Genomic DNA, 26,225 nt, shown 5'->3' with positions numbered 1-26,225 from the left:
AACTATTATTCTTTCCTTATTCCAGTGAATTGATGAAATGCGCATGAAACAATTGTTGCATTCGCTTATCGCCTACGATTGCTTCGGCGCGATTTGCTTAAATAACTTTCATTAAAAACGTTCAATATAAAAAGGCTCCGGAAAGTCCGGAGCCTCGAAATACACGGTCTATCGCGGGTAACCCGCTCTCTGTCGTCGATTTAACGAGGCAGCAATGTTTCGCCCATCAGGAACTCGTCAATGGCACGAGCAGCCTGCCGCCCTTCCCTGATTGCCCAAACAACGAGTGATTGGCCGCGTCTCACGTCACCGGCTGCAAAAAGCTTATCGACACTGGTTTTATAATTATTCGTATCGGCCAAGACAGAATGCGCTCCGCGACGGTCAACCTTCAACTTCAGGCGGTCTCCCAATTCGCTACAAACACCTGCTTCGAATGGTCCGGCAAAACCGATTGCGACAAATGCAAGATCAGCACGAATAAAAAACTCGGTACCGGCTATCGGTTTACGTTGTTCATCGACATGACAACATTTTACATGGGTCAATTCGCCATTTTCAGCAACAAACTCGAGTGTAGCAACCTGAAATTCGCGTTCTGCACCTTCCGCCTGACTGGTCGAGGTGCGCATTTTGGTAGCCCAATAAGGCCAAACGCTGAGTTTATCTTCCTTTTCTGGTGGCTGAGGACGAATATCCAACTGGGTTACCTTCACTGCACCCTGGCGGAAAGCCGTTCCCACACAATCCGAGGCGGTGTCCCCGCCGCCAACGACAACAACATGTTTTCCATCAGCAATAATGGGTGGCGAAGGCCAGCCGACTGATTCGATATTTTCACGCCCAACACGTTTATTTTGCTGAACGAGATAACACATGGCGTCATGCACACCTTGAAAATGGATGCCCGGAATATCGATCTTGCGTGGCGTTTCAGAACCACCGCAATAAAGAACCGCGTCATAATTGGTTAACAGATCATCAACCGCCTTGTCGACGCCAATATTGACACCGCAATAGAAAGTGACACCCTCGCCTTCCAATTGTTCGATACGACGATCGATATGATGTTTTTCCATCTTAAAATCAGGAATGCCGTAACGTAAAAGCCCTCCCGGACGGCTTTCACGTTCGTAAACATCGACCATATGACCAGCACGGGCAAGTTGCTGCGCTGCTGCCATTCCTGATGGGCCTGATCCGATAATGGCAACTTTTTTTCCTGTTTTTGCTTCATTAGGTTGGGGCGCAAAAAAACCAAGTGCAAAAGCCTTGTCAGCCAATGTCTGCTCGATTGTCTTGATTGTTACAGGAACATCCTCAAGATTGAGCGTACAGGCCTCTTCACAAGGTGCCGGACAAACGCGGCCTGTAAATTCAGGAAAATTGTTTGTGGACAGAAGATTGTTAATCGCTTCCTTCCAATTGCCTTTATAAACGAGGTCGTTCCAATCCGGTATCTGGTTATTGACAGGACACCCCGTCGAACCATGACAGTAAGGAATGCCACAATCCATACAGCGCGCGGCCTGTTTCTGCACCTCTGCTTCGGACATCGGAATAGTAAATTCCCGAAAATGGCGGATGCGATCAGAGGCTGGCTGATACTTTTGAGATTGGCGATCTATTTCAAGAAAACCGGTTACTTTACCCATTTTTTGTTTCCGTATCTGAAGTTTGCACTATGGACACCGGCTGCTGTTATTCAGCAGCCGTTTCCATGCGCATCTGTTCCATTTCTTCCAAAGCACGGCGATATTCGACCGGCATAATTTTTACAAATTTCGGACGATATTGATCCCAATTATCCAGAATTTCCTTGGCCCGTGCGGAACCCGTGTAATGCAGATGATTGGCAATCATTTGAGCCAGTCGCTCTTCATCATGGTGAGTCATATTGGCCGAGACATCTACCCGACCTTTATGCATGAGGTCACCACCGTGATGATGAAGTTTTTCAAGCATATCATCTTCTTCGGGAACAGGTTCGAGTTCAACCATCGCCATGTTGCATCTTTTAGCAAAATCACCTGCTTCATCGAGTACATAGGCAACGCCGCCCGACATGCCGGCAGCAAAATTTCTGCCGGTCTTGCCGATTACGACAACGATACCGCCGGTCATATATTCGCAACCATGATCGCCAACTCCCTCAACGACCGCAGCAACGCCGGAATTACGCACGGCAAAACGTTCGCCTGCCACACCGCGGAAATAACATTCGCCTTCAATCCCGCCATAAAGAACGGTATTTCCGACAATAATTGAATCCTCGGCGACAACATTGCTGTCTTCAGGTGGACGAACAATAATTCTGCCGCCAGAAAGACCTTTGCCAACATAATCATTACCGTCGCCAATAAGGTCGAAGGTTATCCCCTTGGCAAGGAAAGCACCAAACGACTGACCGGCTGTGCCCTTGAAATGAACGTTTATGGTATTATCCGGCAATCCCCTTTGACGGTAACGTCTCGCCACTTCGCCAGAGAGCATGGCACCGGCAGATCTGTCAACATTGCGTATGAGCGTTTCAAACTCGACAGGCTTTTTAGTTTCGAGAGCTGCCGAAGCGCGCTCAATCAGCTTACGGTCAAGTACATCCTCAATCGGATGATGTTGAAGTTCCGTGTGTCTTGTCTGTTTCTTTTCGGCATCAGGCTTATAGAAGATACGACTGAAATCGAGACCTTTTGCTTTCCAATGATCGATCGCCGGCTGTTTATCCAACAAATCCGATTGACCAATAATATCGTCGAGTTTTTTGAAGCCCATATGTGCCAGAATAGCGCGTACTTCTTCGGCAAGATAAAAGAAGAAGTTGATCACATGTTCCGGCGTTCCTTTGAAACGCTTGCGCAATACGGGATCCTGTGTCGCAACGCCGGTCGGGCATGTATTAAGATGGCATTTGCGCATCATGACACAGCCTGCAGCAATCAGCGGAGCTGTCGCAAAGCCGAATTCGTCAGCCCCGAGAAGCGCCCCGATAATGACATCGCGACCTGTTCTTAAACCGCCATCAACCTGTAATGCAACACGCGAACGCAAACCATTGAGAACCAGCGTTTGCTGGGTTTCGGCAAGTCCCATTTCCCACGATGAACCGGCATTCCTGACCGAGGTCAAAGGAGAAGCTCCCGTACCACCGTCATAACCGGAAATCGTAATGTGATCGGCACGAGCCTTGGCAACACCTGCCGCAACTGTTCCAACACCGACTTCCGACACAAGTTTTACAGAAATATCTGCAAATTCATTGACATTTTTCAGGTCAAAAATGAGCTGCGCCAAATCTTCGATCGAGTAGATATCGTGATGTGGAGGCGGTGAAATCAAACCGACACCCTGCGTCGAGTGACGCGTTTTGGCAATAATAGCGTCAACTTTATGCCCCGGTAATTGTCCACCTTCACCAGGCTTGGCACCTTGTGCTACTTTGATTTGTATAACATCGGCATTAACAAGATATTCTGCCGTTACCCCAAAACGGCCGGAAGCCACCTGCTTGATTGCGGACCGTTCAGGGTTTTGTGTACCGTCCGGCAAAGGATAAAGACGATCTGGTTCTTCACCACCTTCGCCGGTATTGGATTTTCCGCCGATTTTATTCATAGCACGGGCCAATGTCGTGTGAGCCTCACGCGAGATTGAGCCGAACGACATTGCACCGGTTGAAAACCGCTTTACGATTTCGGTAGCCGGTTCAACGTCTTCGATAGCGACGGGTTTCGCACCACGCTCTTCTGCGCTCTTGATTTTGAAAAGGCCACGAATGGTCTTTGCACGGGCAGTTTCACCGTTTATACGTTGTGAATAAGCCGTAAAAAGCGCCGGATTGGATGTACGAACAGAATGCTGCAAACTTGCAACTGCATCTGGCGTCCAGATATGTGCCTCACCACGAATACGATATGCATATTCGCCACCAACATCAAGCGAATGGAGGAGAACAGGATCATTGCTGAATGCAGCTGTATGGCGTTTAACTGTTTCAGCCGCAATCTGGTCCAGATCGACCCCTTCGATTGTGGTTGCTGTACCCGTAAAGAAACGGTCAACAAAAGACTGTTTTAGCCCGACTGCATCGAATATTTGCGCGCCACAATAGGATTGATAGGTTGATATGCCCATTTTGGACATAACCTTGAGCATACCTTTGCCAATCGATTTTATATAGCGATAAATTACTTCGTGTTCTTCGACTTCTTTCGGAAATTCCCCGCGCTCGTACATGTCAATCAATGTGTCGAATGCGAGATACGGGTTAATCGCCTCTGCCCCGTAGCCTGCAAGGCAACAGAAATGATGAATTTCTCGAGGTTCGCCAGTCTCGACAACCAATCCGACGGACGTGCGCAACCCTTTTCTGATGAGATGATGGTGAACAGCCGCTGTCGCGAGCAATGCAGGAATAGGTATACGATCCGGTCCAATCTGTCGATCGGACAGAATGATAATATTATAACCACCGTGAACTGCAGCTTCTGCACGCTCGCAGAGGCGTTCGACCGCACCTTCAAGCCCTTCTGCCCCTTCCTGAACGGAATAGGTTATATCAATTGTCTTTGTATCAAAGTGGTCTTCCGTCTGGCCAATAGCGCGGATTTTTTCGAGATCGCCGTTTGTCAAAATCGGTTGACGAACTTCCAGACGCTTGCGACGCGAGGTTCCTACCAAATCGAATATATTCGGACGTGGACCAATGAAAGAGACCAGACTCATCACCAGCTCTTCACGGATTGGATCAATTGGCGGATTGGTTACCTGCGCAAAGTTCTGCTTGAAATAGGTATAAAGCAGTTTGGATTTATCGGACATTGCCGAGATCGGTGTATCAACACCCATTGAGCCGATCGGCTCTTGTCCGGTTGTTGCCATCGGCGAAAGTAGAAACTTCTTGTCTTCCTGTGTATAGCCGAACGCCTGTTGACGGTCGAGCAGCGACACATCCTTGCGTAAAGACCTCGGCTCGACGGGAGCAAGATCTTCCAGAATAAGCTGGGTGTTATCGAGCCATTGACGATAAGGATGCTTGGAGGCAATTTCGGACTTTATTTCTTCATCCGATACAATGCGCCCTTCCTCCAGATTGATGAGCAACATTTTGCCCGGTTGCAAACGCCACTTGCGGATAATGTGCTTTTCTTCAACCGGAATAACACCGGCTTCCGAAGCCATAATGACATAATCATTATCCGTCACAATATAGCGCGCCGGACGCAGACCATTACGATCAAGCGTTGCACCTATCTGGCGACCATCGGTGAAGGCAATTGCTGCCGGTCCATCCCACGGTTCCATCAATGCCGCATGGTATTCATAGAACGAACGCCGTTCGACACTCATCAGGCTATTTCCTGCCCAGGCTTCCGGAATGAGCATCATCATCGCATGAGGGAGCGAGTAACCACCCTCATATAAAAATTCCAAAGCGTTATCAAAACAGGCTGTATCCGATTGTCCTTCATAGGAAATTGGCCAGAGTTTTGAAATATCATTGCCGTAAAGCTCTGAATCGACCGAAGCCTGACGGGCAGCCATCCAGTTGACATTTCCTCTCAGCGTATTGATTTCACCATTATGAGCAATCATCCGATAAGGGTGAGCAAGTTTCCAGGATGGAAAAGTATTGGTTGAAAAACGCTGGTGCACAAGCGCCAAAGCACTTTCAAAACGTTCATCCTGCAAATCTTTGTAATAAGCACCGACTTGAAAGGCCAAAAACATGCCTTTGTAAATGACAGTGCGGGACGACAGACAAACGACATAAAAGCCATTATCTCTGCCACCTGTCTCATGGAAGATTCTGTTTGAGATAACCTTGCGCAGCACAAAAAGCCGCCGTTCAAAATCGTCATCCGATTTTATAGACGGGTCGCGACCGATAAAAACCTGTCGATGAACCGGCTCTGTTGCAACAATCGCAGGCGCTTTCGAGAGCGAAGAATTATCAACCGGCACATCACGAAAGGCAATAAAATGCTGGCCTTCCGAGGCAATAACTTCCTTGACAATCTGCTCGATATGGGCACGCATCGCTTCGTCGCGCGGCATGAATATATGTCCGACAGCGTATTGACCGGCTTTCGGCAATTCCACGCCCTGTTCGGCCATAACTTCACGAAAAAAACGGTCCGGTATCTGGACCAATATACCTGCACCATCCCCCACTAAAGGATCTGCCCCAACCGCACCCCGGTGAGTGAGATTTTCAAGCATGAAAAGCCCATCTTCAATGATCTTGTGGGATTTTACATTTTTCAACTGTGCAATAAACCCCACCCCGCAAGCATCATGTTCATTTTTAGGGCTGTACAGTCCTTGCGCGGCCGGAATTCCATAAGCCGACGTGGCCCCTGCGCCCGCCAATGATGACGTTATTGAACCATTTTGAGTAATTTTATTACCTGAAATAACGCTATCCGACATTTAGAAAGCCCTTTTTTCACAAACCAATATGAAAACTACGCCAGAAATTTGCTGTTTTTAGTCTTCAAATAGCATTGTTAGCACGGCGTAATCTCTCGTTTAAGAAGCTATGTCAGAAAGATTCTAAGTTTTCAACTGCTAAACGTAAAAATTGAAATATTATTTCAATAATTGTTAATTCATTTTATTTTTATTATTTTAATTATGATGTTTCGTTTCATTTATTTTTTAGATGGAAGAAAAAGGCTCCTTTCCTTTAAAAAGTTCCGAGAGCCTGTGGCAGGCGAAGTGCCTCTCCGGATAAAGATTGGAATAGTGGTTTTAAAAACGCGCTTCAATTATTGTCGATAAAAACAACAGTGCCGAAAAAGAGAAATTCGTTCCTGTACATTCATTTCAGACAAAAACTAGATAATAAAAAAGCGTGAAGTCTGTCTTTGACAGACCATCACGCTTTCCGAAGTTAACATTCAGGAATAATTATTCCGCTGCTTCAACTTCCACATCATGTTTTTGGACACGCTTGTTGGTGTTAGAAGCTTTTGGAGTCTGCACCGCTATTTTACGCGGCTTCATTTCTTCGGGAATTTCCCGTTTCAATTCAATATGAAGCAAACCATTTTGAAGCTGTGCGCCAACCACTTCAACGTGATCAGCTAATTGGAAGCGACGTTCAAAGGACCGCGAAGCAATTCCGCGATAGAGAAAATCACCTTCATCATTTTCTTCTTCATGTGATTTCTCACCCTTTACAGTGAGTTGATGGCTTTGTGCTTCAATATCAATTTCATCTTCGGAAAATCCGGCCACCGCCATGGAAATCCGATAGGAATTCTCGCTCAACCGTTCGATATTATACGGAGGATAAGCTTGAACACTCTCCGGTTGTGTCATCGTATCAAACATATTGAATAAACGGTCAAAACCGACAGTTGAACGATATAATGGTGAAAAATCTACTTGACGCATAATAATTGCCCTCCTTCAGAGCGACGATTTGTTTGGTTACGGCAATCTCCAAAAAGGCAGATCAATATAACCAACGACCCCATATCGGCGATCGCAAAGCTTATCTGGTTATTAATTAGTCGACTTTCAAGGCACTGATTAAAAATTGTTCAAAATTTTACATCCGCAAAGACACGCCAAATCCAACAAGTGAGGTAGAAAGATTTTTTTCATTCCACTCCCCTTGCCTGAGGTTCTCTTACATTTTCCCAGAATCGGAAATTTATAATTTTCCCCGTTTCAGGCGGGAGTAGATTATGCTTTTGTGATAGATTCCAAATAGGTAAAAAGTCGGAAATGTTTTTTTAAATTTTGCGGACTAAATGGACAAAGGCTATAGCGAGACAACAAGGTGAGATAGTAGAATTGCGCACACCCCTGACAATGCCAAGTGACAAGAATGGAATTTACTTTCTCCACACGTCCTTGATGGAAACTTCGGACAAAAGACACTTGCGCATTGTTTCGAAAGTGCAAAAACACAACTATAAAAAAGGCACTCTGATTTTTCTTCAGGGCATGGAAGATAGTTGTGAAAGATATGGAGAATTGTTTTACGAACTATCCGGCCGTGGCTTCTCTTATGCTTCGTTCGACTGGTATGGGCAAGGTGGATCTGTTCCTGATGCGACAGAGACTAAGAAAAAGTCCAGATTAACCTTCGATATCAATCAGCACATAGGTGATCTTGACGAATTTCTGCAAAAGATTGTTTATCCGGATTGTCCACCTCCCTATTATTTTCTGGCTTATGATATGGGATGCCTTATCGCAATTTCCGCACTCGATATCATCAACAATCAGTGCCAACGCTTCATCGGCCTTTCACCGCTTTTCACTCCATTGGGGTACACGACCGGCAGTTTCCAGAGCAAACTCACGAGCCTCATGAGCGATTTTGGCCTCGGCCGCTTGAAACTGCCACGAGCCAAATTACTGTTTTCAAACATTAGCGGTCCGACAAAAGGAAGAGGTTCTGAAGTTAGTCGGCCAAAAAAATCACAAAATATTCGCTTACCTGACAGGCGTTGGCTTGCACGGGTTCTAGAAACAGTGAATTTTGCAAAGACCCGCTTACAAAAAAACGATTTGCGTTTTCCGACGATTTTTGTTTTGGGACATAATGATAAACTGATCAATACTCAGCAATTGCTTCGTTTTTGCAACAATGTCAGGCTCGCCGACACAATGAGACTTTCTGGTGCCGGGCACGACATCCTGAATGGGTCCGACAATTTAAAAAAACAGTTCTGGGCACTATTTGACACGTTTATTCCTGGCACCAAGGCCTATGATATCAGCTATTGAGGATTAATGTAGCCGCGTCGAATAATTCCGGCGTTGCTGCTGCCACAATATTTCCGGCATCCTCCGCGTTTTCACCGTTCCACTGTTTGATGACGCCGCCAGCCTGTTCGATAATCGGAATGAGTGCCATAATATCATAAGGTTTCAGTTCTGTTTCAACGACCAGATCAACAAAACCCGCGGCAAGCATGGCAAATGCATAACAATCCGCACTGTAGCGCGTTAGGCGTGCTTTTGAGCGGAGTTCGGCAAAACGTGCTTTGTCTCCCCCTTTGAATAGTTCTGGATCAGTTGTAAAAATTGTCGCTTCAGCAAGCGATTTGCATGAGCTTGTGGAGAGCTTTCTGTGTTGACCATCATGAATTGTATAAAGATAACTTCCCTTTCCGGAACTGTAATAAAGTTCGCGTGTGAAAGGTTGTGTCATCATCCCCGCCACTGCTTTGCCAGCTTTTTTCAATCCTACAAGACTGCCCCAAACGGGCATTCCCGTAATGAAAGACCGCGTCCCGTCTATCGGGTCGATTACCCATATATAGTCGTTAAGCCCATTCAAAGCGGGAAATTCCTCACCCGCGATTCCATCATCAGGACATTGCTGATGGATAAATTCGCGCAAGGCAATTTCTGTTTTGCGATCAGCAATTGTTACGGGGTCGAAACCGGTTTTGTCTTTATTATCAATTGAAAGCGTATGTCGAAAAAAAGGGAGAGAAGTCTCCTCTACTATTTTAGCGATTTTTTGAAAAAATTCGAATCCCGGAAGATCACTCATGATTACTCTCGATTGTTTATTATCAGGTCGAACCGGATAGAGCTCATTTAAACTGCTTTTTCATAAAAAGACAATCACTGCCTGATACGTGCTCGCCACCGCAAAATGCTCTCGCATTTCCAATATATGATAGAAATGTTTCATTGGCTTTATCTTTTTGGCCAATTCACGTTCCGTCAGAAAAGTGACCGATTTGTCTTGTCTAACAATAATCACATTATTCGGCAGCTATTTTGCAAAGCGTGAATTCCTGTTCCGGAAAAGCCATAAGATCAGCCGACAAAGAAGTGAGATCATTCTGCAATGAAGCGAAATTATGGTTCGCTTCAAGCGTAATTTCGTCGAGATAGAGACTTCTATTGATTTCAATTTGAAGAGTGTGGATATTTTCGGCGGGTTTTCCGTAATGGGCAGTAATAAAACCGCCCGAATAAGGCCGGTTCAGACTGACATTATATCCCTTTTCTCTTAAAAGCTCGGCGGTATATTCAACAAACGCATTGGTGCAGGATTGCCCGTATTGATCGCCCAGAATAAAATCCGGCTGTTCGCCACCATTAAAAAACTTCAGTTTTCCAGGCATTGAGTGGCAATCTATAAGAACTGCAAAACCGAACCGTTTCCGCATTGAATTGAGCGTCGATTGGAGATGGTTGTGGTAAGGAACATATAGACTATCAATACGTTTCAAAGCATCTTCCAGATGGATTCGCCCGTTATATATCGGTAGATCACTCGCTACGTTTTTTGGTATAGTCCCCAAGCCTGCCATAACACGTGTCGACGGATTTGGAACATAATCCGGCATAGGTTCGAAGAACATATCAGGATCAAGCTCGTATTGGGCACGATTGACATCGATAAAAGACCGTGGGTAATTTGCCGCCATAAGCGCGGCACCAAGCCCTACAACTTTCCCGAAAAGCAAATCGACGAAACAATCTTCCGACATCCGGATCGTAAAATTGTCGAGCACGGATTGTTCCAGAAAGCTTTCCGGATAAAACCTGCCAGAATGAGGTGAATTGAACAAAAACGGCACACGCAGTTCAGCCGGTTCAAAATATTGAAATGCTGTCACGCCGTTTGCATTCATATTAATAGCCTGCCCATTTTTTGTTTGTTTCATAAAAGGTAAACCAGTTTTTATGGCATTCGCAACCGGCAATTAACCATTATAAGAAACAAAGTCCATTCAACATGCCTTTACCGCTTTTTTTACCAATCTAATTTATTGTATGAGTAAGAGTGAGATAAGGTTCCAAATCGAATAAACAACTGCTGGACATTATTATGAAACGAATTTTGCTTGCCGAAGACGATAATGATATGCGTCGATTTTTAGCAAAAGCTCTGGAACGGGCCGGTTACGAAGTTACCGATTTTGATAACGGTGCAAGCGCCTATGAACGGCTTCAGGAAGAACCGTTTTCACTTTTATTGACCGATATCGTGATGCCGGAAATGGATGGTATAGAGCTCGCTCGCCGTGCAACCGAAATTGATCCGGATTTAAGGGTAATGTTTATCACCGGATTTGCTGCTGTCGCACTCAACTCCGATAGCAATACACCACGAGATGCAAAGGTTCTGTCCAAGCCATTCCATTTGCGTGAACTCGTTTCCGAAGTCGAAAAGATGCTTATCGCAGCCTAAAAGATATTTTTAAAAATCCACAATTTCCCGATTTATAAGCGATTTTTTATAAAAAGGCATTGACCTAACGGTCTTGTTGTGGTGTATGCAACAGCGTCAGATGGGCGTGTAGCTCAGAGGGAGAGCACTACATTGACATTGTAGGGGTCACAGGTTCAATCCCTGTCACGCCCACCATCTGTTTTTCAATTAATCCGTTTTCTTGCTTAAAAAAATTTGTTTTTCCGTTTGTTGCTTATCGTCATAAAACGGCAACGAGTTACCTCTTTGTTGAACCAAACAAGCTTTTATCCCCTCTTCATATCGCACTCTATTAATTAGGCCATTTAATCGTTTCTCGTTCATGCCATGTCAATCACATGACAATTGTTCAGAAGCTATGCGTTTCTGAAAATCGGGAATCATTAAATCGGCTGCATATTCGGTTTTTTGATTCCCCACGTGACGAGTGCCTCTGCTTTTTTAAAAAATTTATGAGTGGAATTGTCGAGAAAGACAAAAATTCAATTGGCTATTCGCGTTGAAGCAAAAAACTTTTATCCAAAACTGAAGGCAAAGTTGGAATTATGACAATTCAATCGCCATAAGCTCTGGTGAAGCCAATAATCACGAAGTTAATCTGATTTCCAAAATCGTTCAGATATCTCACAGGAAATAGCACGTAAAAAGCTTCCTGAACATAAAACGGCGCTCCATTTAATAGTTGCGTCCGGAATAAGCTTCTCTCGGGACCAGATGGTGTAAACGTCTTTCCCGTCAGGTTTTAGTTCCATTCAACTATAGGAAAGGAGTGGTGTTAAAAGAAAACATCCTATGACTTTGATATCGGCAGGCTACAAAATTTCTTGATCAAAAATTCGCATAAATAACTAAAACTGCTGCAACAACCTGCCCTCACCGATCGCTTATTAAAAAACGAAACTGTTTTAAAGTGATAATTTTCTATCCCTCCGAAACGCGCAGAATTGAACGAAATGAACTCAAGAAATATCAATCATCGTGACTAACGCGTTCCAATTGTCGTGACCAATTGCATATACTGCGTCCTGACAAATCTTAGACATAGTGAATGCCCGCTTTCTGTCAGATGATAATCAACCCCGTCAACGAAATTAAAACTATATTTTTTCAGCACCAAACGAAGCTTAACGAGCGCGATCAAGAACTCTTTTGCATTCAATCAATTCAAACAAAGCTTCCTGAAGCAAGGTTTTGTTATCCTTGCCTTTTCCGATATTGCTTCCGCCCACTTCAGTGTCGGAATCGGATTTCATAAAGCTGAACAGGCCTCTGGATTGTGGTTGTTTTGCAGGAAGCGGCGTATTTTCGGCTTCCTCTTCAGCTTTTTTCTTCCTCGTAATTGCATCAATTGCAGCAACGTCTCCATTGCCCAACGCAATTACAAAGGCTATGCCGTTTTCTTTCAATAGGCGCTGTGCACCTTTTATTGTATAACCCTGTTCATAAAGAAGTTGCCGAATTCCTTTCAGCAAATCCACATCGGCTGGCCGGTAGTAACGCCGCCCACCCCCACGTTTTAACGGCTTGATCTGGGAAAAACGTGTTTCCCAAAACCTTAGAACGTGTTGGGGAAGATCCAACGCTTCAGCAACTTCGCTGATTGTACGAAAAGCATCTGGACTTTTATCCATTTTTTGGCCTTTTCCGAATATAACAACCTCGAACTTTCTGGTAATTGACAGTTACCGCAATGCTACTTCAATTTTCACAAAACTCCGGCATATGCAAATAAACAATCGGCCATTGGCTCCTGCCACAGCTGTCGAATATCGGTCTTTTTGCTCTGCCTAAATATATATAGGTAATTTTACGATTTTTTGGACCGATGACCGTCGAGAATTTTTTTCTTCAAAACATTCGATGCCTTGAATGTCATAACGCGACGAGGAGAAATCGGTACCTCTTCACCTGTCTTCGGATTGCGACCAATACGTTCTGTCTTGTTACGAACATGAAAAGTTGCAAACGACGATAATTTTACCGTCTCGCCTTTGACAATTGCATCGCAAACTTCATTAAGGATCATTTCAACCAATGAAGCCGACTCTGTGCGTGACAGGCCAACTTTTCTGCAAACTGCATCTGCTAAATCCGCGCGCGTCACTGTATTACCAGCCATAACAACCGCCTTCTTATAATTGAAGTATAAAAAACTTATACGTTAAACATATTATCGGTCAAGTTGTCTTGGCACTACCAACGGATAAGAATAGCTCCCCATGTGAATCCGCCGCCCATTGCCTCCAGCATGACCAGATCACCTTTTTTTATTCTACCATCTTTAACCGCTACCGCAAGCGCCAAAGGCACAGATGCGGCCGAAGTATTGCCATGCTGATCAACGGTGATCACAACTTTTTCATCAGCGATACCAAGTTTTTTGGCCGATGCGTCGATAATACGTTTATTGGCTTGATGAGGTACAAACCAGTCAAGCTCGGACGGTGATATTCCGGTTGCAGAAAAGCAATCATCCACCACGTCGGTAATCATCCCGACAGCATGTTTGAATACTTCTCGACCTTCCATTCGCAAATGTCCGGTCGTTTGTGTGGTCGAAGGACCGCCATCCACGTAAAGCTTGTCGACAAATGCACCGTCTGAACGCTGTTTACAGGCAAGAATACCACGATCACTGTTATTGCCACTCTGGTTCTCGACAGCTTCGAGAACAACAGCTCCCGCGCCGTCCCCGAAAAGCACACATGTCGAACGGTCATTCCAATCAAGAATACGCGAGAAGGTTTCCGCACCAATGACAAGAATTCGCTTGGCCATGCCGCCTTTCAAATAAAGATCGGCAGTTGTCATTGCAAAAATGAAGCCTGAACAGACGGCCTGAACATCGAACGCAAAGCCGTGCGACATTCCCAATGCATTCTGTATTTCTACCGCCGAAGCGGGAAAAGTATGGTTAGGTGTTGCTGTTGCCAGAATAATGCAGTCGATATCGGCGACAGTAAGTCCGGCATTATCAAGAGCAGCTTGTGCGGCAGCCGCTCCAAGAGAAACGGTCGTTTCATCTTTTCCGGCAATATAACGCTGGCGGATTCCCGTCCGTTGAACGATCCATGCATCGGATGTCTCGACAATCCCCTCGAGCTCGCTGTTCAACATTTTCTTTTTAGGCAGCGCACTTCCTATGCCACATATGGCAGATCGAATCATTCAGTTCTATCCTTAACCAGCGAATCAATAATTAATTTTCAATGCGTTATATATGCTCCGCACCATGGCCCGCATGGTCACCATGATTGAGAAGTTCGGGTTTTTTATCGTGAAAATGCCTCAAATCCGCTGCGATTTTCTCGAGAAGTTTATTGTTAACCATTTCATAGCCTACACGTAAAGCAGAAGCAAACCCATCCGCATCGGTTCCACCATGACTTTTAATAACAACACCATTCAAACCAAGTAAGACACCGCCGTTTACACGTCCGGGATCCATTTTTTGCTTGAGCTTACGAAAAGCACTGATCGAAAGAAGATAGCCGAGTTTTGTCAGCCAGGAGCTGGACATTGCTTCACGCAATATTTGCGCCATTTGCCTTGCGGTCCCTTCGGCTGCTTTCAATGCGATATTACCTGAAAATCCTTCGGTAACCACAACATCGACAGTACCTTTTCCAATATCATTGCCTTCTACGAAGCCTTTATATTCCAGTCCGTCGAGCCCGATTTCACGCAGCATCATGCCTGCCTGCTTGATTTCATCAAGTCCTTTGACTTCCTCCACTCCTATATTAAGAAGACCTACTGTCGGACGTTTGACATTATAAAGCGCACGAAACATACCCGCTCCCATGACCGCCAGATCGACAAGTTGATCCGATGAGGCGCCGATGGTTGCGCCAATATCAAGCACAAGACTTTCACCACGCAATGTCGGCCAAACCCCTGCAATGCCGGGACGGTCGGCTTCTTCCATCATTCTCAAACAAAAATATGACATTGCCATCAATGCACCGGTGTTACCGGCTGATACACAGGCATCGGCTTCACCTTTTTTCACCGCTTCGATCGCTTTCCACATTGATGACTTGCCGCGCCCGTTTCGCAATGCCTGACTAGGCTTTTCGTCCATACGGGTATAGGTTTCGGTCGCAATGAATGTTGAACAGGAACCAAGTTCCGGATAACGCTTCAAAACCGGTTCAACTGCACTCGCAACGCCATAAAAAATAAAACGTATTTCAGGAAAACGTTTCTGCGCAATTGCCGCACCGGCAATTGTGATCTCAGGGCCAAAATCGCCGCCCATTGCATCCACAGAAATTCTGATCACTCTCAAATGTCCTATTAGTTTCGAATTATATATAAGCAATGCCGCAATAAAGCGACGCTGTGTGAAACTTAACGCCGAAAATACCGGTTTTAAGCCATTATACAACAATAAAATTTGTTTTTTCGACGACCTTGGCTATTTCAGTTGTTTTAAAATGGCAAAAGGTGAAGGTTCTGTTTTGTCTTTTTCCATATCTTCAATATAGTTTCCGTCCACGCCTTCTTTACGTGGATAAGGATCAATCGATAGTTCGAAGAATTCTTCAAGAAAAGCGCCGATATCAATTGAATCACCATGGAATACTTCAGGAGTGTCAGGACCTTCAGCATCTACAAAAACTTCACTTGTATTATCGCGCTCTTGATATTTGACAAGCTTGGAATCGTCGGGGATAAAAACCGACTCTACGTCTTCTTCTATATGTTTTGGAAGAGGTTCGAGTGTGACGACACAGGCCTGAACTATTTCAGCTTCAAACTTGCCTTTGACGCGAACGCCGCGTTTCTTCCAAGGAGAAATGTGAACATCGGCGTGAAACGATTTTACCTCCAGCAAGCCATGGTTTTCCACAAGCTTCAGCCGCTCTTTTTCATCTGCATCAATCTTGATGCGGATTCCTTTCACCGGTAACGAACGGACATTGACAGGATAGTGAATGGCAAAGCTCATGACGTGATGGTCATTATTGTGTGTTTGGTCATTATCATCCATAACGATTTTATCCAGCCTCTTTTCAACCGATAATTTTTCCCGATACCTTTAACGATAACGCCCAATACCTTTAACGATATCGTATGAAAGTCACAGAAAAGTCTTTGCTCTATTCCGATTTTTTTACATACTCATTGTTAATAATTGCAAGTCTCTAACGATGCAATCTATTGCAAACCGCTTTAAGGTGGTTTAGGCAAAAAGGTTGAAAAAGAAATTATCCCCGCCATGCGTTAGATGGAGATGTCATTGTTTTACACGGTCCGCATTACAACCCGAGCCAAGCGTGGGTTAATCATCGGTTTAATGGCTGCTACAACAATTACACTCGGTGGCTGTAAGTCACATGATTTTCTCAACACAAGCCAGACCTATAACGAAGGCTATGTTCTTGACGAATCGGCACTTGCTTCTGTTCCTGTCGGTTCAAGTCGTGATCAGGTTTTGCTGGCACTTGGCTCGCCTTCGATGACAGCAATGTATGACAATGAGGTATTTTATTACATTTCCCAAACGCGTTATCGCGGTGCACAATTTATGAAGCCGAAGATTGTCGATCGTAAAATTCTGGCTATTTATTTCAACAAAAATGGGCAGGTTGAACGGATTGCCAATTACGGTCTGGAAGATGGTAAAGTTTTCGATAGCATTTCGAAGACAACCCCGACCGGTGGTCATGACCAATCATTCCTGTCCCAGTTGATCAAGGGCTCGAAGGGCGTTCCCCAGTTACCGACCAATGGTCGTTGATAGCCACTTCATTCCGTTTCCAATAACAATTGTAGGCGGAGCAAAGGTGTTTGGCTCTATTGAACCGGTTTCTGTACTTGTTGCTGGTTGAATTAAAAAAGCTCTATCGAATGATAGAGCTTTTTCAGTTTTTGTTTATTGCAACAACCTATTTGTGTCTCAATTCTTTTGCCATGCGGTCCAGAACCGCATTGACCATTCGCGGCTCTTCTCCGGAAAAGAAAGCTTTGGCAATGTCGACATATTCGTTTATTGCAACGGCGATCGGAACATCTTTACGATTTTTGATTTCCCACGCCCCTGCCCTTAATATGGCACGTAGTGTAGAATCAATACGCGATAGCGGCCAATCCTCCGGCAAATGTTGACGAATCATCGGATCAAGCTGACGTTGTTCTTCCACCACCCCTGCTATGATGGCACGAAACCATTGCGGGTCAGCCTCGAGATATTGCTCGCCATCGACCTCTTGTCCCAAGCGATAAGTCTCATATTCCGATGTAATTTCCAAAATACCTGTTCCGGCAACATCCATCTGATAGAGCGCCTGAACAGCAGCCAAACGTGCAGCGCCGCGTTTATTCGCGCGGCGCGGCACGTTAATATTATTGGCAGGGCTTTTATTCAATGATTTACTCCGAACTTATGTTTCAGCGCGATCATATGTAGCGCTGCATCGGCGGCAAAACCGCCTTTATTCTTTTTATCAGGCAGTGCACGTGCCCAAGCCTGTTTTTCATTTTCGACTGTGATGATGCCGTTGCCGATAGCCAATCGCTTGCGAACGGTCAAATCCGCAATGCCGCGGCATGATTCGTTGGAAACAATTTCAAAATGATATGTTTCCCCTCTGATGACACACCCCAATGCGACATAACCATCATAGTTTTTTTCGCCTTTTTCCGCAAAGGCAATGGCTGCCGGAATTTCCAAAGCTCCCGGAACAGTTACAACATCAAACTCTGCTCCCGCTGCTTTGAGCGTTTCCGTGGCACCTTTCAACAATGCATCGGAAATTTCATCATAAAAACGAGCTTCCACGATTAGTATGTGAGCCTTTTTCACGTTCTTCTTTGTCATAATCTGATCCTACAAACCAAAAATAGGGTTGGCACTCTATGTCCCTCAAAGCCCATTATAAACAATGGGAACGAGCCAATATACTTCCATTTAAAACAGTTTTTTAAAATGCGAAAGCGGCTTTTCTCAAAATGGCTCCAATAGAGTGCCATTTGAAGACAGCAAGGTAAATGAATTGAAAAATAACCGGAGCGCTAGCGGCGGAACTCCGATAAGCGCGCAGCATATCGAGCCAATTGATCTATTTCAAGATTGACGCAATCGCCTTTCTTGCGCTCCCCCCACGTTGTCACTTCCAGAGTGTGGCGTATGACCAATACGTCGAACAGATCACCATCGACCGAATTTATTGTAAGCGACGTACCGTCCAATGCGACAGAGCCTTTACGCGCAATAAAAGGAGAAAATTCCCGCGGTGCTTTCAATTGAAAACGCCTTGCATCCCCTTCTTCTTTTATCTCCATTATCTCGGCCAAACCGTCAACATGACCGGAAACAAGATGGCCGCCCATTTCATCGCCAAGTTTCAAAGACCTCTCAAGATTGATATGGCCACCAATTTTCCATCTGGAAATATTCGTAAGACGTAAGGCTTCTTCCCAGGCTTCCACAGTAAAACTGTTTTTGTTTGCGCCCGAACGGGATTTTTCAACAACCGTCAGACAGATACCGGAACAGGCGATAGAAGCACCGATATCGATTGTATCTATATCGTAATGACTGAGGATTTTTATCCGTAAGCCTTCATTTAAAGGTTCTTTTTCGGCTACCTCGCCAATATCTGTCACTATTCCGGTAAACATTCGGGACGGAGCCTCCATTCACTGTAATTGTCTTTGCCAAATTCGGCTTGTTCGATTTTCGTGAAATCAGCAAGATATTTTTTGAAATCCGGTGCAGAAATCCTGTCATCGCCAAGCATTATTGTTGAACGGAACAGAACGACCTTGTCAACCGCCTTCTGGTCAAGAAAAGTCCGGGCTGTTATCGCACCGCCTTCGATCAGGACGCTTGAAATATTATTCTCAAACAATATGCGAAGGATTTGTTCGGGAGATATGGTCGTCTTGCTTCCATCACATTCAAGAAGTTTGACACCTTTTTCATGGAGTTCGATCTTTTTTTGCTCGTTGCCGTTCTTGCTGCTTATTACCCATGTCGGAACGGTTTTTGCAGTTGCCACCAGTTGGCAATCAAGAGGCATAGTGAGTTCCGGATCAACCACGACACGCACCGGCGACCGGTCTTCAAGCCCGGACAATCGACAGGTGAGTTCGGGATTGTCTGCTAGAACAGTTCCGATTCCAATCAGAATTGCATCGTTTTTCGCTCGCATCATGTGGCTTACCGAACGCGATAGTTCATTACTGATCAGAACATTTTGCTTGCCTTTAATACCGATACCGTTGTCAGCTGATATCGCCATTTTCAGCGTCACTTCAGGACGCGATAGCTCTCTTGTTATCAGATAGGCACTCAACCCCTCGAAGGCTTTACCTGCCAATATACCGGTTTCAACAATAATGCCGGCATTTTCCAATATTTTTACACCACGCCCGCTCACTCTTTTATCGGGATCAAGACGTGCAATGACAACACGTTTTATACCGGCATTTACGAGAGCATCGGCACATGGAGGTGTTTTCCCGTAATGTGAACAGGGTTCGAGCGTCACATAAGCTGTGCCATTTCGCGCGTTTTCGCCAGCCATTGTCAAGGCATGCGTTTCAGCATGTGGCCTTCCGCCTTTTGCTGTTACCCCATGCCCGACGATCGTATAACCATCGGAACCGACTATAATCGCCCCGACTGAAGGATTTTCGGCAGTTTGTCCGATATGCCAACTCGCCAAACGGATAGCGGCAGCCATAAATCGACAATCGGCAATTTTATCAACCATTATTGTTGTTTTCTTTTTCTCCGTCACGATCCGACAATTCGTCTATTACATCGTGAAAATCACTGGCATTGCGAAAATTGCGATAAACGGAGGCGAAACGGATATAGGCAATATCATCGATACCTTTCAGCGCTTCCATGACAAGGCGCCCTATTTGTTCCGATGATATTTCGGGTTCTCCCGAACTTTCAAGTTGTCTGACAATACCTGATATTGCCCTCTCGACACGCTCTGGATCGACATTTCTCTTACGCAAGGCAACTTCCACAGAGCGCATAAGTTTGTCACGGTCAAAAGGCACATGGCGACCGCTCTTCTTGGTGACCATCAATTCACGTAATTGGACACGTTCGAATGTTGTGAAACGGCCGCCGCATACGGGACATATGCGGCGACGGCGAATAACCGAACCATCTTCGGCCGGACGCGAGTCCTTTACCTGAGTATCTTCAGATTGACAGTAAGGACACCGCATTTTTTACTCCGTTCAAATAATCATCCAAGATAAGGATATAGCGGGAAACGTTCGGTCAATGCCTGAACCTTTCCACGTACATGTGCTTCTACAGCAGCATTTCCCTCATCCGAATTTGCAGCTTTCAAGCCATCGAGAACTTCGGAAATCAGCTCACCAATTTCATCAAATTCTTTTTCGCCAAAACCACGTGTGGTTCCTGCCGGTGTACCAAGCCGCACACCTGATGTAACAAACGGTTTTTCCGGATCGAAAGGAATTCCGTTTTTGTTGCAGGTAATATGGGCGCGGCTTAACGCACTTTCTGCCCGTTTACCGGTTGCATTTTTTGGTCTCAAATCAACCAGCATCAAATGGTTATCGGTGCCGCCGGATACAATATCAAGACCATTTTTAATAAGACGTGCCGATAAGGTTTTCGCATTTGCGACAACATTTTGCGCATAAGTTTTGAACGATGGGCGCAGAGCCTCGCCGAATGCAACAGCTTTTGCAGCAATGACATGCATGAGCGGTCCACCCTGAATACCCGGGAAAACAGCCGAATTGATCTTTTTCGCAATTGCTTCATCATTCGTCAAAATCATACCACCGCGCGGTCCGCGAAGCGATTTATGTGTCGTCGACGTGACAACATGGGCATAAGGAACAGGCGAAGGATGGACACCTCCGGCAACAAGGCCGGCTATGTGCGCCATATCCACCATAAGATATGCACCAACCTCGTCCGCAATTTCGCGAAACCGTTTCCAGTCCCAAAAGCGCGAATAGGCTGTACCACCGGCAAGTATAAGTTTGGGCTTGTTTTCGCGCGCAATACGAGCGACTTCGTCCATATCTATTCTTTGGTCATCTCTGCGAACGCCATAAGATACCACATTAAACCATTTTCCGGACATATTGACCGGAGACCCATGGGTCAAATGCCCACCGGAGTTGAGGTCAAGTCCCATAAATGTATCACCCGGCTTCAAAAGGGCGAAAAATACCGCCTGATTCATCTGGCTACCGGAATTCGGTTGCACATTTGCAAAAGCCGCTCCGAACAGTTTCTTTGCGCGTTCAATTGCAAGATTTTCAACCACATCCACATATTGGCAACCGCCATAATAACGTTTACCCGGATAACCTTCGGCATATTTGTTGGTTAGAACCGAACCTTGTGCTTCAAGGACAGCACGCGATACGATGTTTTCCGATGCAATCAACTCGATTTCATTACGCTGACGGGAAAGTTCGCCGCGAATGGCATCATAGATCTCGGAATCAGTTGTTTTAAGATCGTCATTAAAAAAGCGCTTTTGCGCCACATCCACTTGGTCGCTCATGGGAAATATTCCTAACAATGAAAAATAGCCGCTTAATAATTATCACAGCGTTATATTATGTTAAACGCTTTCGACGTGAATAGCCAATAATTCGAAAAAAATCCTCAGAAAAATCAATTTGATCTGCAATTATTATTTACTGATCGCTTGATTAACCGCTAAAACTGCCTCATGAATAATTTTTTCAGATAACACGTTTAAACGGTTACAAAAAAGAATTTATTTTTATCGCTTCGTAAGGCACAATATACCGCCTCTTCTGTAAAAGAATGGTTGTGTTCTTTGAGAAGAGATAAAAATCATTCGTGCAAGTCTTTTAACAACCCCAATCCCGGCGAAAATCAGGTGCAAGGAAATGCAAACAAAAGTTTTTATTGATGGCGAACACGGTACAACGGGCTTGCAAATCAGGAAGCGGTTGGCCGCACGAGATGACCTCGAAATTCTGTCAATTCCGCTGGAAGACCGCCACAATGAAGCTGCGCGTTTGGAACGATTGAATGCGGCCGATATTGCCATCCTCTGCCTTCCTGACAAGGCAGCAATTGACACTGTCAATAGTCTTGCAGGCAATGTGAAAATTCGCATCATCGACAGTTCCACGGCACACCGTATTGCCCCCGACTGGGTTTACGGTTTTGCCGAACTCACGAAAGGTCAACCGGAACGGATAAGCTCGGCACGTTTTGTTGCCAATCCGGGCTGTTATCCCACCGGTGCGTTAAGCATCATTCGTCCATTAAGGGAAGCGCATATTATAGGAGAAGATTTTCCAATCTCCATTAACGCTGTATCGGGCTATACCGGTGGTGGAAAAAAGATGATTGCACAAATGGAAGACCCAAGCTGTGACGACAAGATAACCGCAAATTATTTCATTTACGGGCTTAACCTCAAGCATAAGCATGTGCCGGAGATACGTGTTCATGGTAAACTTTCACATTCGCCGATTTTCCTACCAAGTGTCGGAAGATTTCCCCAAGGCATGATTGTCAATATTCCGATTCACAATTCGCTTTTACAAAAAACTGTTACAACCGATGTTTTGCGTTCTATTTTCAAAGCCCATTATCACGATAGCAAGCTCGTCAGCGTTGCGAATGAACAGGAAACCGGTAATTTGGCGCGGCTTGACGCGGAATTGCTCGCCAATACAGACAAATTGAAAATATTTGTATTTGGTGATGATTCTAACGGGATTTACAATATTTCAGCCGTTCTGGATAATCTCGGTAAAGGCGCTTCGGGAGCGGCAGTGCAAAATCTCGATCTTATGATAGGCAAATCATAAAAATCCGGTTTTTCCTGCTCATAAATAATAGAAGACCGGCCATTGTTGCAGGTCTAATTTTTTTGCTTTTTTAATTGTTTGATTGTTTGCCGGCCGTTCATTCCGCTATTCCTGAGAAATTAAACGAGCGAAAAGTCTGACTTTTTTATCAAGCCGGTCATGCTTTTTCTACAGCATAAGCGCCTTTTGTTGCGCGCCAATGGGCAACGGCAAATACCAGTACCAATAGCGCAACACCCTGATGGATCAATCCCCAACTGATCGGTGCTTCAAGCAAAAGCGTGATGATTCCGAAAATAGCTTGAACAACAATGGCCAAAAGCAACAACATTGCACGGCGCGCATGGGTTGTTCCCGATGCGAGCTTTTCGACTTTCAGAGCATGGACAAGCGCTGCCAACAACAGAAGATAAGCAAAACACCGATGGACAAATTGTACCGTCAACCGATTTTCGAAAAAATTGCGCCAGGATGGCTGATCGGCGAGCAACCCTTCCGGCACCAATTGTCCATCCATTAACGGCCACGTATTATAAACTTTGCCTGCATGTAGACCTGCAACAAGAGCTCCGAGATAAATTTGCACAAGCACCATAAAAACAAGCCAACCGGCAAATTTCTGTATGCTGCGATTGGCAGGCTTATCACTATAATCGGCAAGTCCGCGAGAAACATAAGTAACGAAGATCACAACAATACAGGCCGTAACAAGATGAATCGCCAGCCGATATTGACTGACACTTGTCAAATCACTGGCGCCGAGGCCGGACGCAACCATCCACCAGCCAATTGCCCCCTGAATGGCGATAATGACAGGAACCGCGATTAATTGTGGAAGAAAAGTTTTTTCAATTCGTTTGGTTGCCCAAAACCAGATGAGTCCGAATAATGCAACAACACCGACAAGACGTGCCAATAAACGATGGGCCCACTCCCACCAGAAAATACCTTTAAATTGTGAAAGCGTCATTCCCTGATTGACAACTTTATATTGGGCTATTTGTTGATATTTCTCGAATTCATCTTGCCATTCTGCTTCGCCAATTGGCGGAATAACCCCGTGAACCGGCTTCCATTCGGTAATAGACAACCCTGATCCGGTAAGGCGTGTAGCACCCCCGACGATGACAATTGCCAAACAAAGAATTAATATGACATAAAGCCATATCTTAATCATTTTGCGATTGTGCGCCTGTCTGGCATTAGGCACGGTTTCATCAATTGCAGTCATTGTCATAACGAGACGCTTTCACTCAATAATATCTGCCGGGATTATCCGGTTCTTTTTCCTATTGGTGCAGCAATGTTTTTAAGAAAACAAGGGTGCAAGCCGCGACAAGCCGTCGCGTTTCCACTTTTTATCAATTATTGATGAGCCTGAATACCGGTTGCGCAGAATATTTCAAGAACAATTCCGTCCAATGATCTCCATCGGATTTGTCACCGGGCGAAATAACAAGGCAATCGCTTTCAGAAAATATTTCTTCCAACCCGAATTCCGGCTCACCCGACATTGCAACAATAACAATCGAATAGCTGCTTTCGAGCGCCGAAATGAATGCCGGAATATCTTTTGAAAAATCCTTGGCACGAAGCGGACTAGCCAAACCTTGAGGCAAAATATCGACACCCGTGTCATAATCGTTATAGATAACTTCCGAAATTTTTGCGTCACCTGTCAATACATCTGTGAAACCACGATGAGGACCGATGAGATTTCCGATTTCATTGGTCGAGATATCAATCAAAAGAATTGCATTGTTCTCTTTTTTCAATTCCATCGACAAGCGCGCGGCAGTTTTTGCTGCTTTTTTGCCAACCACCGCAATAAATCCTGCGTGGTTTTGTTCGAGTTTTTCAACCGTTTCAGCTAAATTCAATGCAGCTTTCGGCGAGGACGGGGCGGCCGAGTTCATGCTCCCGCCGTCGCTGTTTCCTTTACGATCAAAAAATTGACCATCCATGTTTCTGCGTGTTTTAAATAAAGCGCGGTTTTTAATGATCGTCTGAATAATCAAAAGTAACAAGAAAACAATTAAAGCGAATCCGAAGATTCTGCTTCCATATCGCGATAAAACAGATTGTTTCGCTACCGTTATTGGACCGTTCACAACAACAAAATTGCTCGCCCGTAATAGGCCGGATTTCTCGATTGTTTTATCATAGTCGTCCCAAATCGCCTTCAATTTTTTTTCAAGCTCGTCAAGCAACTGCTTGTCATCGGAAGAACTGGCAACGCCGCTCGCCGCATTGAGTTCATTGCGCAAATCCCGTTCAACCTTTGTCGCAATATCGGCTTGTGCGTAGAGACCTTTGATTGAGAGGTCAATATTGTTTTCAAGCTCCGACTTAAGCGCATTCTGTTCAGCCCGCATTGCTTTGATCTGGGGATGGTTGCCCGCCAATTGGGTTTCCATATGGGCAATTTCTGCTGTCAACTTATTCAAATCATCAGTAGTTTTCAAAACTGCCGGATCATTGGCGATGAAGTCGAGAACAAGCGGTGACTGACCGGTATTCAAAAGATTTTTCAAAACCTCAATCGACGCATTATAGGCAACACGATTACCAATTGCGACAATGAGAGAAGAATAGAGGTCGTCGGTTTGCTTTTCTCGCTCCCCCTGTTTGGCGTTTTCACTAAAACTGTTCAAAGTCGAGCTCAAAACGTTGTTGCGCTGTGTACGAATAGTGGAAATCAGTGCCACATCGGGATTGGGATAGACTCGCTTCACTTCTTGGCGGATAGCTTCCAGCAAATTTGCCAATACAAGTTCGGCATGAGTCGCATTTTCATCATCAAACTCCAATAAAAGATGATTTTTATCATCACGGAGCGAAAGAAAATAATTGAATTTTTTCAGGTTGAACGGAATTTCCTGCTTTTCCAACAGTTCCACCGTCCGCTTCAAAACCGGCCGCGATGTGGCGATTGAAATGGCCCGATTGCGATTATCGTCATCCAATGTCAGGCCATCCAGTTTTCTGATCGAAACTTCTACCTTTGCCTCGTAAATCTGCGGTTTTGACAAACAATAAATGAAAGCGAGAACAAAACAAAAAGCCGTAATCAGCAAAACAAATATTATGTTTTGCGGCAAAAAACGCGTGAAATTTCTATTCTTTCCGGCTTGTTCTGGCATTCCTGTTCAACTGATGCAAAAGACAATGCCTTCCAGATAGAACAGAATGGGTAACTATCCCCTTA

General features: G+C 45.0%; 22 protein-coding genes and 1 tRNA gene. 5 read left to right on the top strand and 18 right to left on the bottom strand.

Annotation, left to right across the window (positions count from 1 at the left end; genetic code table 11):
* Positions 1–200 precede the first annotated feature (200 nt).
* The 3 genes from H3S83_RS06415 to H3S83_RS06405 all read right to left on the bottom strand — a co-directional run bounded on the left by H3S83_RS06415 (position 201) and on the right by H3S83_RS06405 (position 7,398).
* On the bottom strand, positions 201–1,655 hold the full coding sequence (locus tag H3S83_RS06415) for a glutamate synthase subunit beta (protein ID WP_078039441.1): 1,455 nt from the start codon (positions 1,653–1,655) through the stop codon (positions 201–203).
* Positions 1,656–1,701: 46 nt separating this feature from the next.
* Positions 1,702–6,429 carry a glutamate synthase large subunit gene (gltB, locus tag H3S83_RS06410; RefSeq protein WP_198239209.1) on the bottom strand — a complete coding sequence of 1,576 codons (4,728 nt, stop codon included), beginning with the start codon at positions 6,427–6,429 and terminating at the stop codon, positions 1,702–1,704.
* A gap of 480 nt (positions 6,430–6,909) precedes the next feature.
* On the bottom strand, positions 6,910–7,398 hold the full coding sequence (locus tag H3S83_RS06405; protein ID WP_077971255.1) for an Hsp20 family protein: 489 nt from the start codon (positions 7,396–7,398) through the stop codon (positions 6,910–6,912).
* A gap of 405 nt (positions 7,399–7,803) precedes the next feature.
* Here H3S83_RS06405 and H3S83_RS06400 point away from each other — a divergent pair, with 405 nt between their 5' ends.
* Entirely contained in the window at positions 7,804–8,745 is a 942-nt protein-coding gene (locus H3S83_RS06400) for an alpha/beta fold hydrolase (protein ID WP_198239208.1), read from the top strand.
* Here H3S83_RS06400 and hisN read toward each other — a convergent pair.
* Positions 8,735–9,520: a histidinol-phosphatase gene (hisN, locus tag H3S83_RS06395; RefSeq protein WP_198239207.1), complete on the bottom strand. Its 786-nt coding sequence runs from the start codon at positions 9,518–9,520 to the stop codon at positions 8,735–8,737. The two genes, H3S83_RS06400 and hisN, sit on opposite strands and share 11 nt — an antisense overlap.
* 217 nt (positions 9,521–9,737) lie before the next feature.
* Entirely contained in the window at positions 9,738–10,649 is a 912-nt protein-coding gene (locus tag H3S83_RS06390; RefSeq protein WP_246741719.1) for an N-formylglutamate amidohydrolase, read from the bottom strand.
* Between the two features lie 164 nt (positions 10,650–10,813).
* On the opposite strand from H3S83_RS06390, the gene cpdR reads away from it, so the two are divergent.
* Positions 10,814–11,176 carry a cell cycle two-component system response regulator CpdR gene (cpdR, locus tag H3S83_RS06385; protein WP_075870787.1) on the top strand — a complete coding sequence of 121 codons (363 nt, stop codon included), beginning with the start codon at positions 10,814–10,816 and terminating at the stop codon, positions 11,174–11,176.
* A 102-nt stretch (positions 11,177–11,278) separates the two neighbouring features.
* Positions 11,279–11,353 (top strand) — tRNA-Val (locus H3S83_RS06380).
* A 968-nt stretch (positions 11,354–12,321) separates the two neighbouring features.
* On the opposite strand, the gene H3S83_RS06375 is transcribed toward H3S83_RS06380, so the two are convergent.
* The 5 genes from H3S83_RS06375 to H3S83_RS06355 form a co-directional block, all read right to left on the bottom strand.
* Positions 12,322–12,828 carry a MerR family transcriptional regulator gene (locus H3S83_RS06375; RefSeq protein ID WP_077971252.1) on the bottom strand — a complete coding sequence of 169 codons (507 nt, stop codon included), beginning with the start codon at positions 12,826–12,828 and terminating at the stop codon, positions 12,322–12,324.
* 176 nt (positions 12,829–13,004) lie between these two features.
* The gene (locus H3S83_RS06370) at positions 13,005–13,316 is read right to left on the bottom strand and encodes an integration host factor subunit alpha (RefSeq protein ID WP_077971250.1); all 312 of its coding nucleotides are present in this window, start codon (positions 13,314–13,316) and stop codon (positions 13,005–13,007) included.
* Positions 13,317–13,390: 74 nt separating this feature from the next.
* Entirely contained in the window at positions 13,391–14,365 is a 975-nt protein-coding gene (locus H3S83_RS06365; protein ID WP_077971248.1) for a beta-ketoacyl-ACP synthase III, read from the bottom strand.
* Between the two features lie 46 nt (positions 14,366–14,411).
* The gene (gene plsX / locus H3S83_RS06360; RefSeq protein WP_198239206.1) at positions 14,412–15,482 is read right to left on the bottom strand and encodes a phosphate acyltransferase PlsX; all 1,071 of its coding nucleotides are present in this window, start codon (positions 15,480–15,482) and stop codon (positions 14,412–14,414) included.
* A gap of 135 nt (positions 15,483–15,617) precedes the next feature.
* Entirely contained in the window at positions 15,618–16,193 is a 576-nt protein-coding gene (locus H3S83_RS06355; RefSeq protein ID WP_198239205.1) for a DUF177 domain-containing protein, read from the bottom strand.
* Between the two features lie 237 nt (positions 16,194–16,430).
* Here H3S83_RS06355 and H3S83_RS06350 point away from each other — a divergent pair, with 237 nt between their 5' ends.
* Positions 16,431–16,943, top strand: a complete 513-nt coding sequence (locus H3S83_RS06350; RefSeq protein ID WP_077971242.1) for an outer membrane protein assembly factor BamE — start codon at positions 16,431–16,433, stop codon at positions 16,941–16,943.
* A gap of 148 nt (positions 16,944–17,091) precedes the next feature.
* On the opposite strand, the gene nusB is transcribed toward H3S83_RS06350, so the two are convergent.
* The 6 genes from nusB to glyA form a co-directional block, all read right to left on the bottom strand.
* Positions 17,092–17,571 carry a transcription antitermination factor NusB gene (gene nusB / locus H3S83_RS06345; protein ID WP_077971240.1) on the bottom strand — a complete coding sequence of 160 codons (480 nt, stop codon included), beginning with the start codon at positions 17,569–17,571 and terminating at the stop codon, positions 17,092–17,094.
* The gene (locus tag H3S83_RS06340) at positions 17,568–18,023 is read right to left on the bottom strand and encodes a 6,7-dimethyl-8-ribityllumazine synthase (RefSeq protein ID WP_078039435.1); all 456 of its coding nucleotides are present in this window, start codon (positions 18,021–18,023) and stop codon (positions 17,568–17,570) included. Before H3S83_RS06340 ends, nusB begins: the two co-directional genes overlap by 4 nt.
* A gap of 194 nt (positions 18,024–18,217) precedes the next feature.
* On the bottom strand, positions 18,218–18,826 hold the full coding sequence (locus H3S83_RS06335; protein WP_198239204.1) for a riboflavin synthase: 609 nt from the start codon (positions 18,824–18,826) through the stop codon (positions 18,218–18,220).
* On the bottom strand, positions 18,811–19,923 hold the full coding sequence (gene ribD, locus H3S83_RS06330; RefSeq protein ID WP_198239203.1) for a bifunctional diaminohydroxyphosphoribosylaminopyrimidine deaminase/5-amino-6-(5-phosphoribosylamino)uracil reductase RibD: 1,113 nt from the start codon (positions 19,921–19,923) through the stop codon (positions 18,811–18,813). The genes H3S83_RS06335 and ribD overlap by 16 nt, the downstream gene beginning before the upstream one ends.
* Positions 19,916–20,398, bottom strand: a complete 483-nt coding sequence (nrdR, locus tag H3S83_RS06325) for a transcriptional regulator NrdR (RefSeq protein ID WP_077971234.1) — start codon at positions 20,396–20,398, stop codon at positions 19,916–19,918. Before nrdR ends, ribD begins: the two co-directional genes overlap by 8 nt.
* Before the next feature lie 20 nt (positions 20,399–20,418).
* The gene (glyA, locus tag H3S83_RS06320; RefSeq protein WP_198239202.1) at positions 20,419–21,726 is read right to left on the bottom strand and encodes a serine hydroxymethyltransferase; all 1,308 of its coding nucleotides are present in this window, start codon (positions 21,724–21,726) and stop codon (positions 20,419–20,421) included.
* A gap of 355 nt (positions 21,727–22,081) precedes the next feature.
* Between glyA and argC the strand changes: the two genes are divergently transcribed.
* Positions 22,082–23,017, top strand: coding sequence for an N-acetyl-gamma-glutamyl-phosphate reductase (gene argC, locus H3S83_RS06315; RefSeq protein WP_198239201.1), 936 nt, complete (start codon positions 22,082–22,084; stop codon positions 23,015–23,017).
* Between the two features lie 157 nt (positions 23,018–23,174).
* Here the strand turns inward: argC and H3S83_RS06310 are convergent, their stop codons facing one another.
* A complete protein-coding gene (locus tag H3S83_RS06310) occupies positions 23,175–24,254 on the bottom strand; it encodes a COX15/CtaA family protein (protein WP_225867969.1) in 1,080 nt (359 codons plus the stop codon).
* A gap of 124 nt (positions 24,255–24,378) precedes the next feature.
* On the bottom strand, positions 24,379–26,160 hold the full coding sequence (locus H3S83_RS06305; RefSeq protein ID WP_198239200.1) for a hypothetical protein: 1,782 nt from the start codon (positions 26,158–26,160) through the stop codon (positions 24,379–24,381).
* Between the last annotated feature and the right edge of the window lie 65 nt (positions 26,161–26,225).

The organism is Bartonella sp. W8122, assembly GCF_016102485.1.
GTDB classification, from domain to species: domain Bacteria; phylum Pseudomonadota; class Alphaproteobacteria; order Rhizobiales; family Rhizobiaceae; genus Bartonella; species Bartonella apihabitans.
Note: the sequence above shows the minus strand (reverse complement) of the source record. Positions and strands in the feature narration are given on the sequence as shown.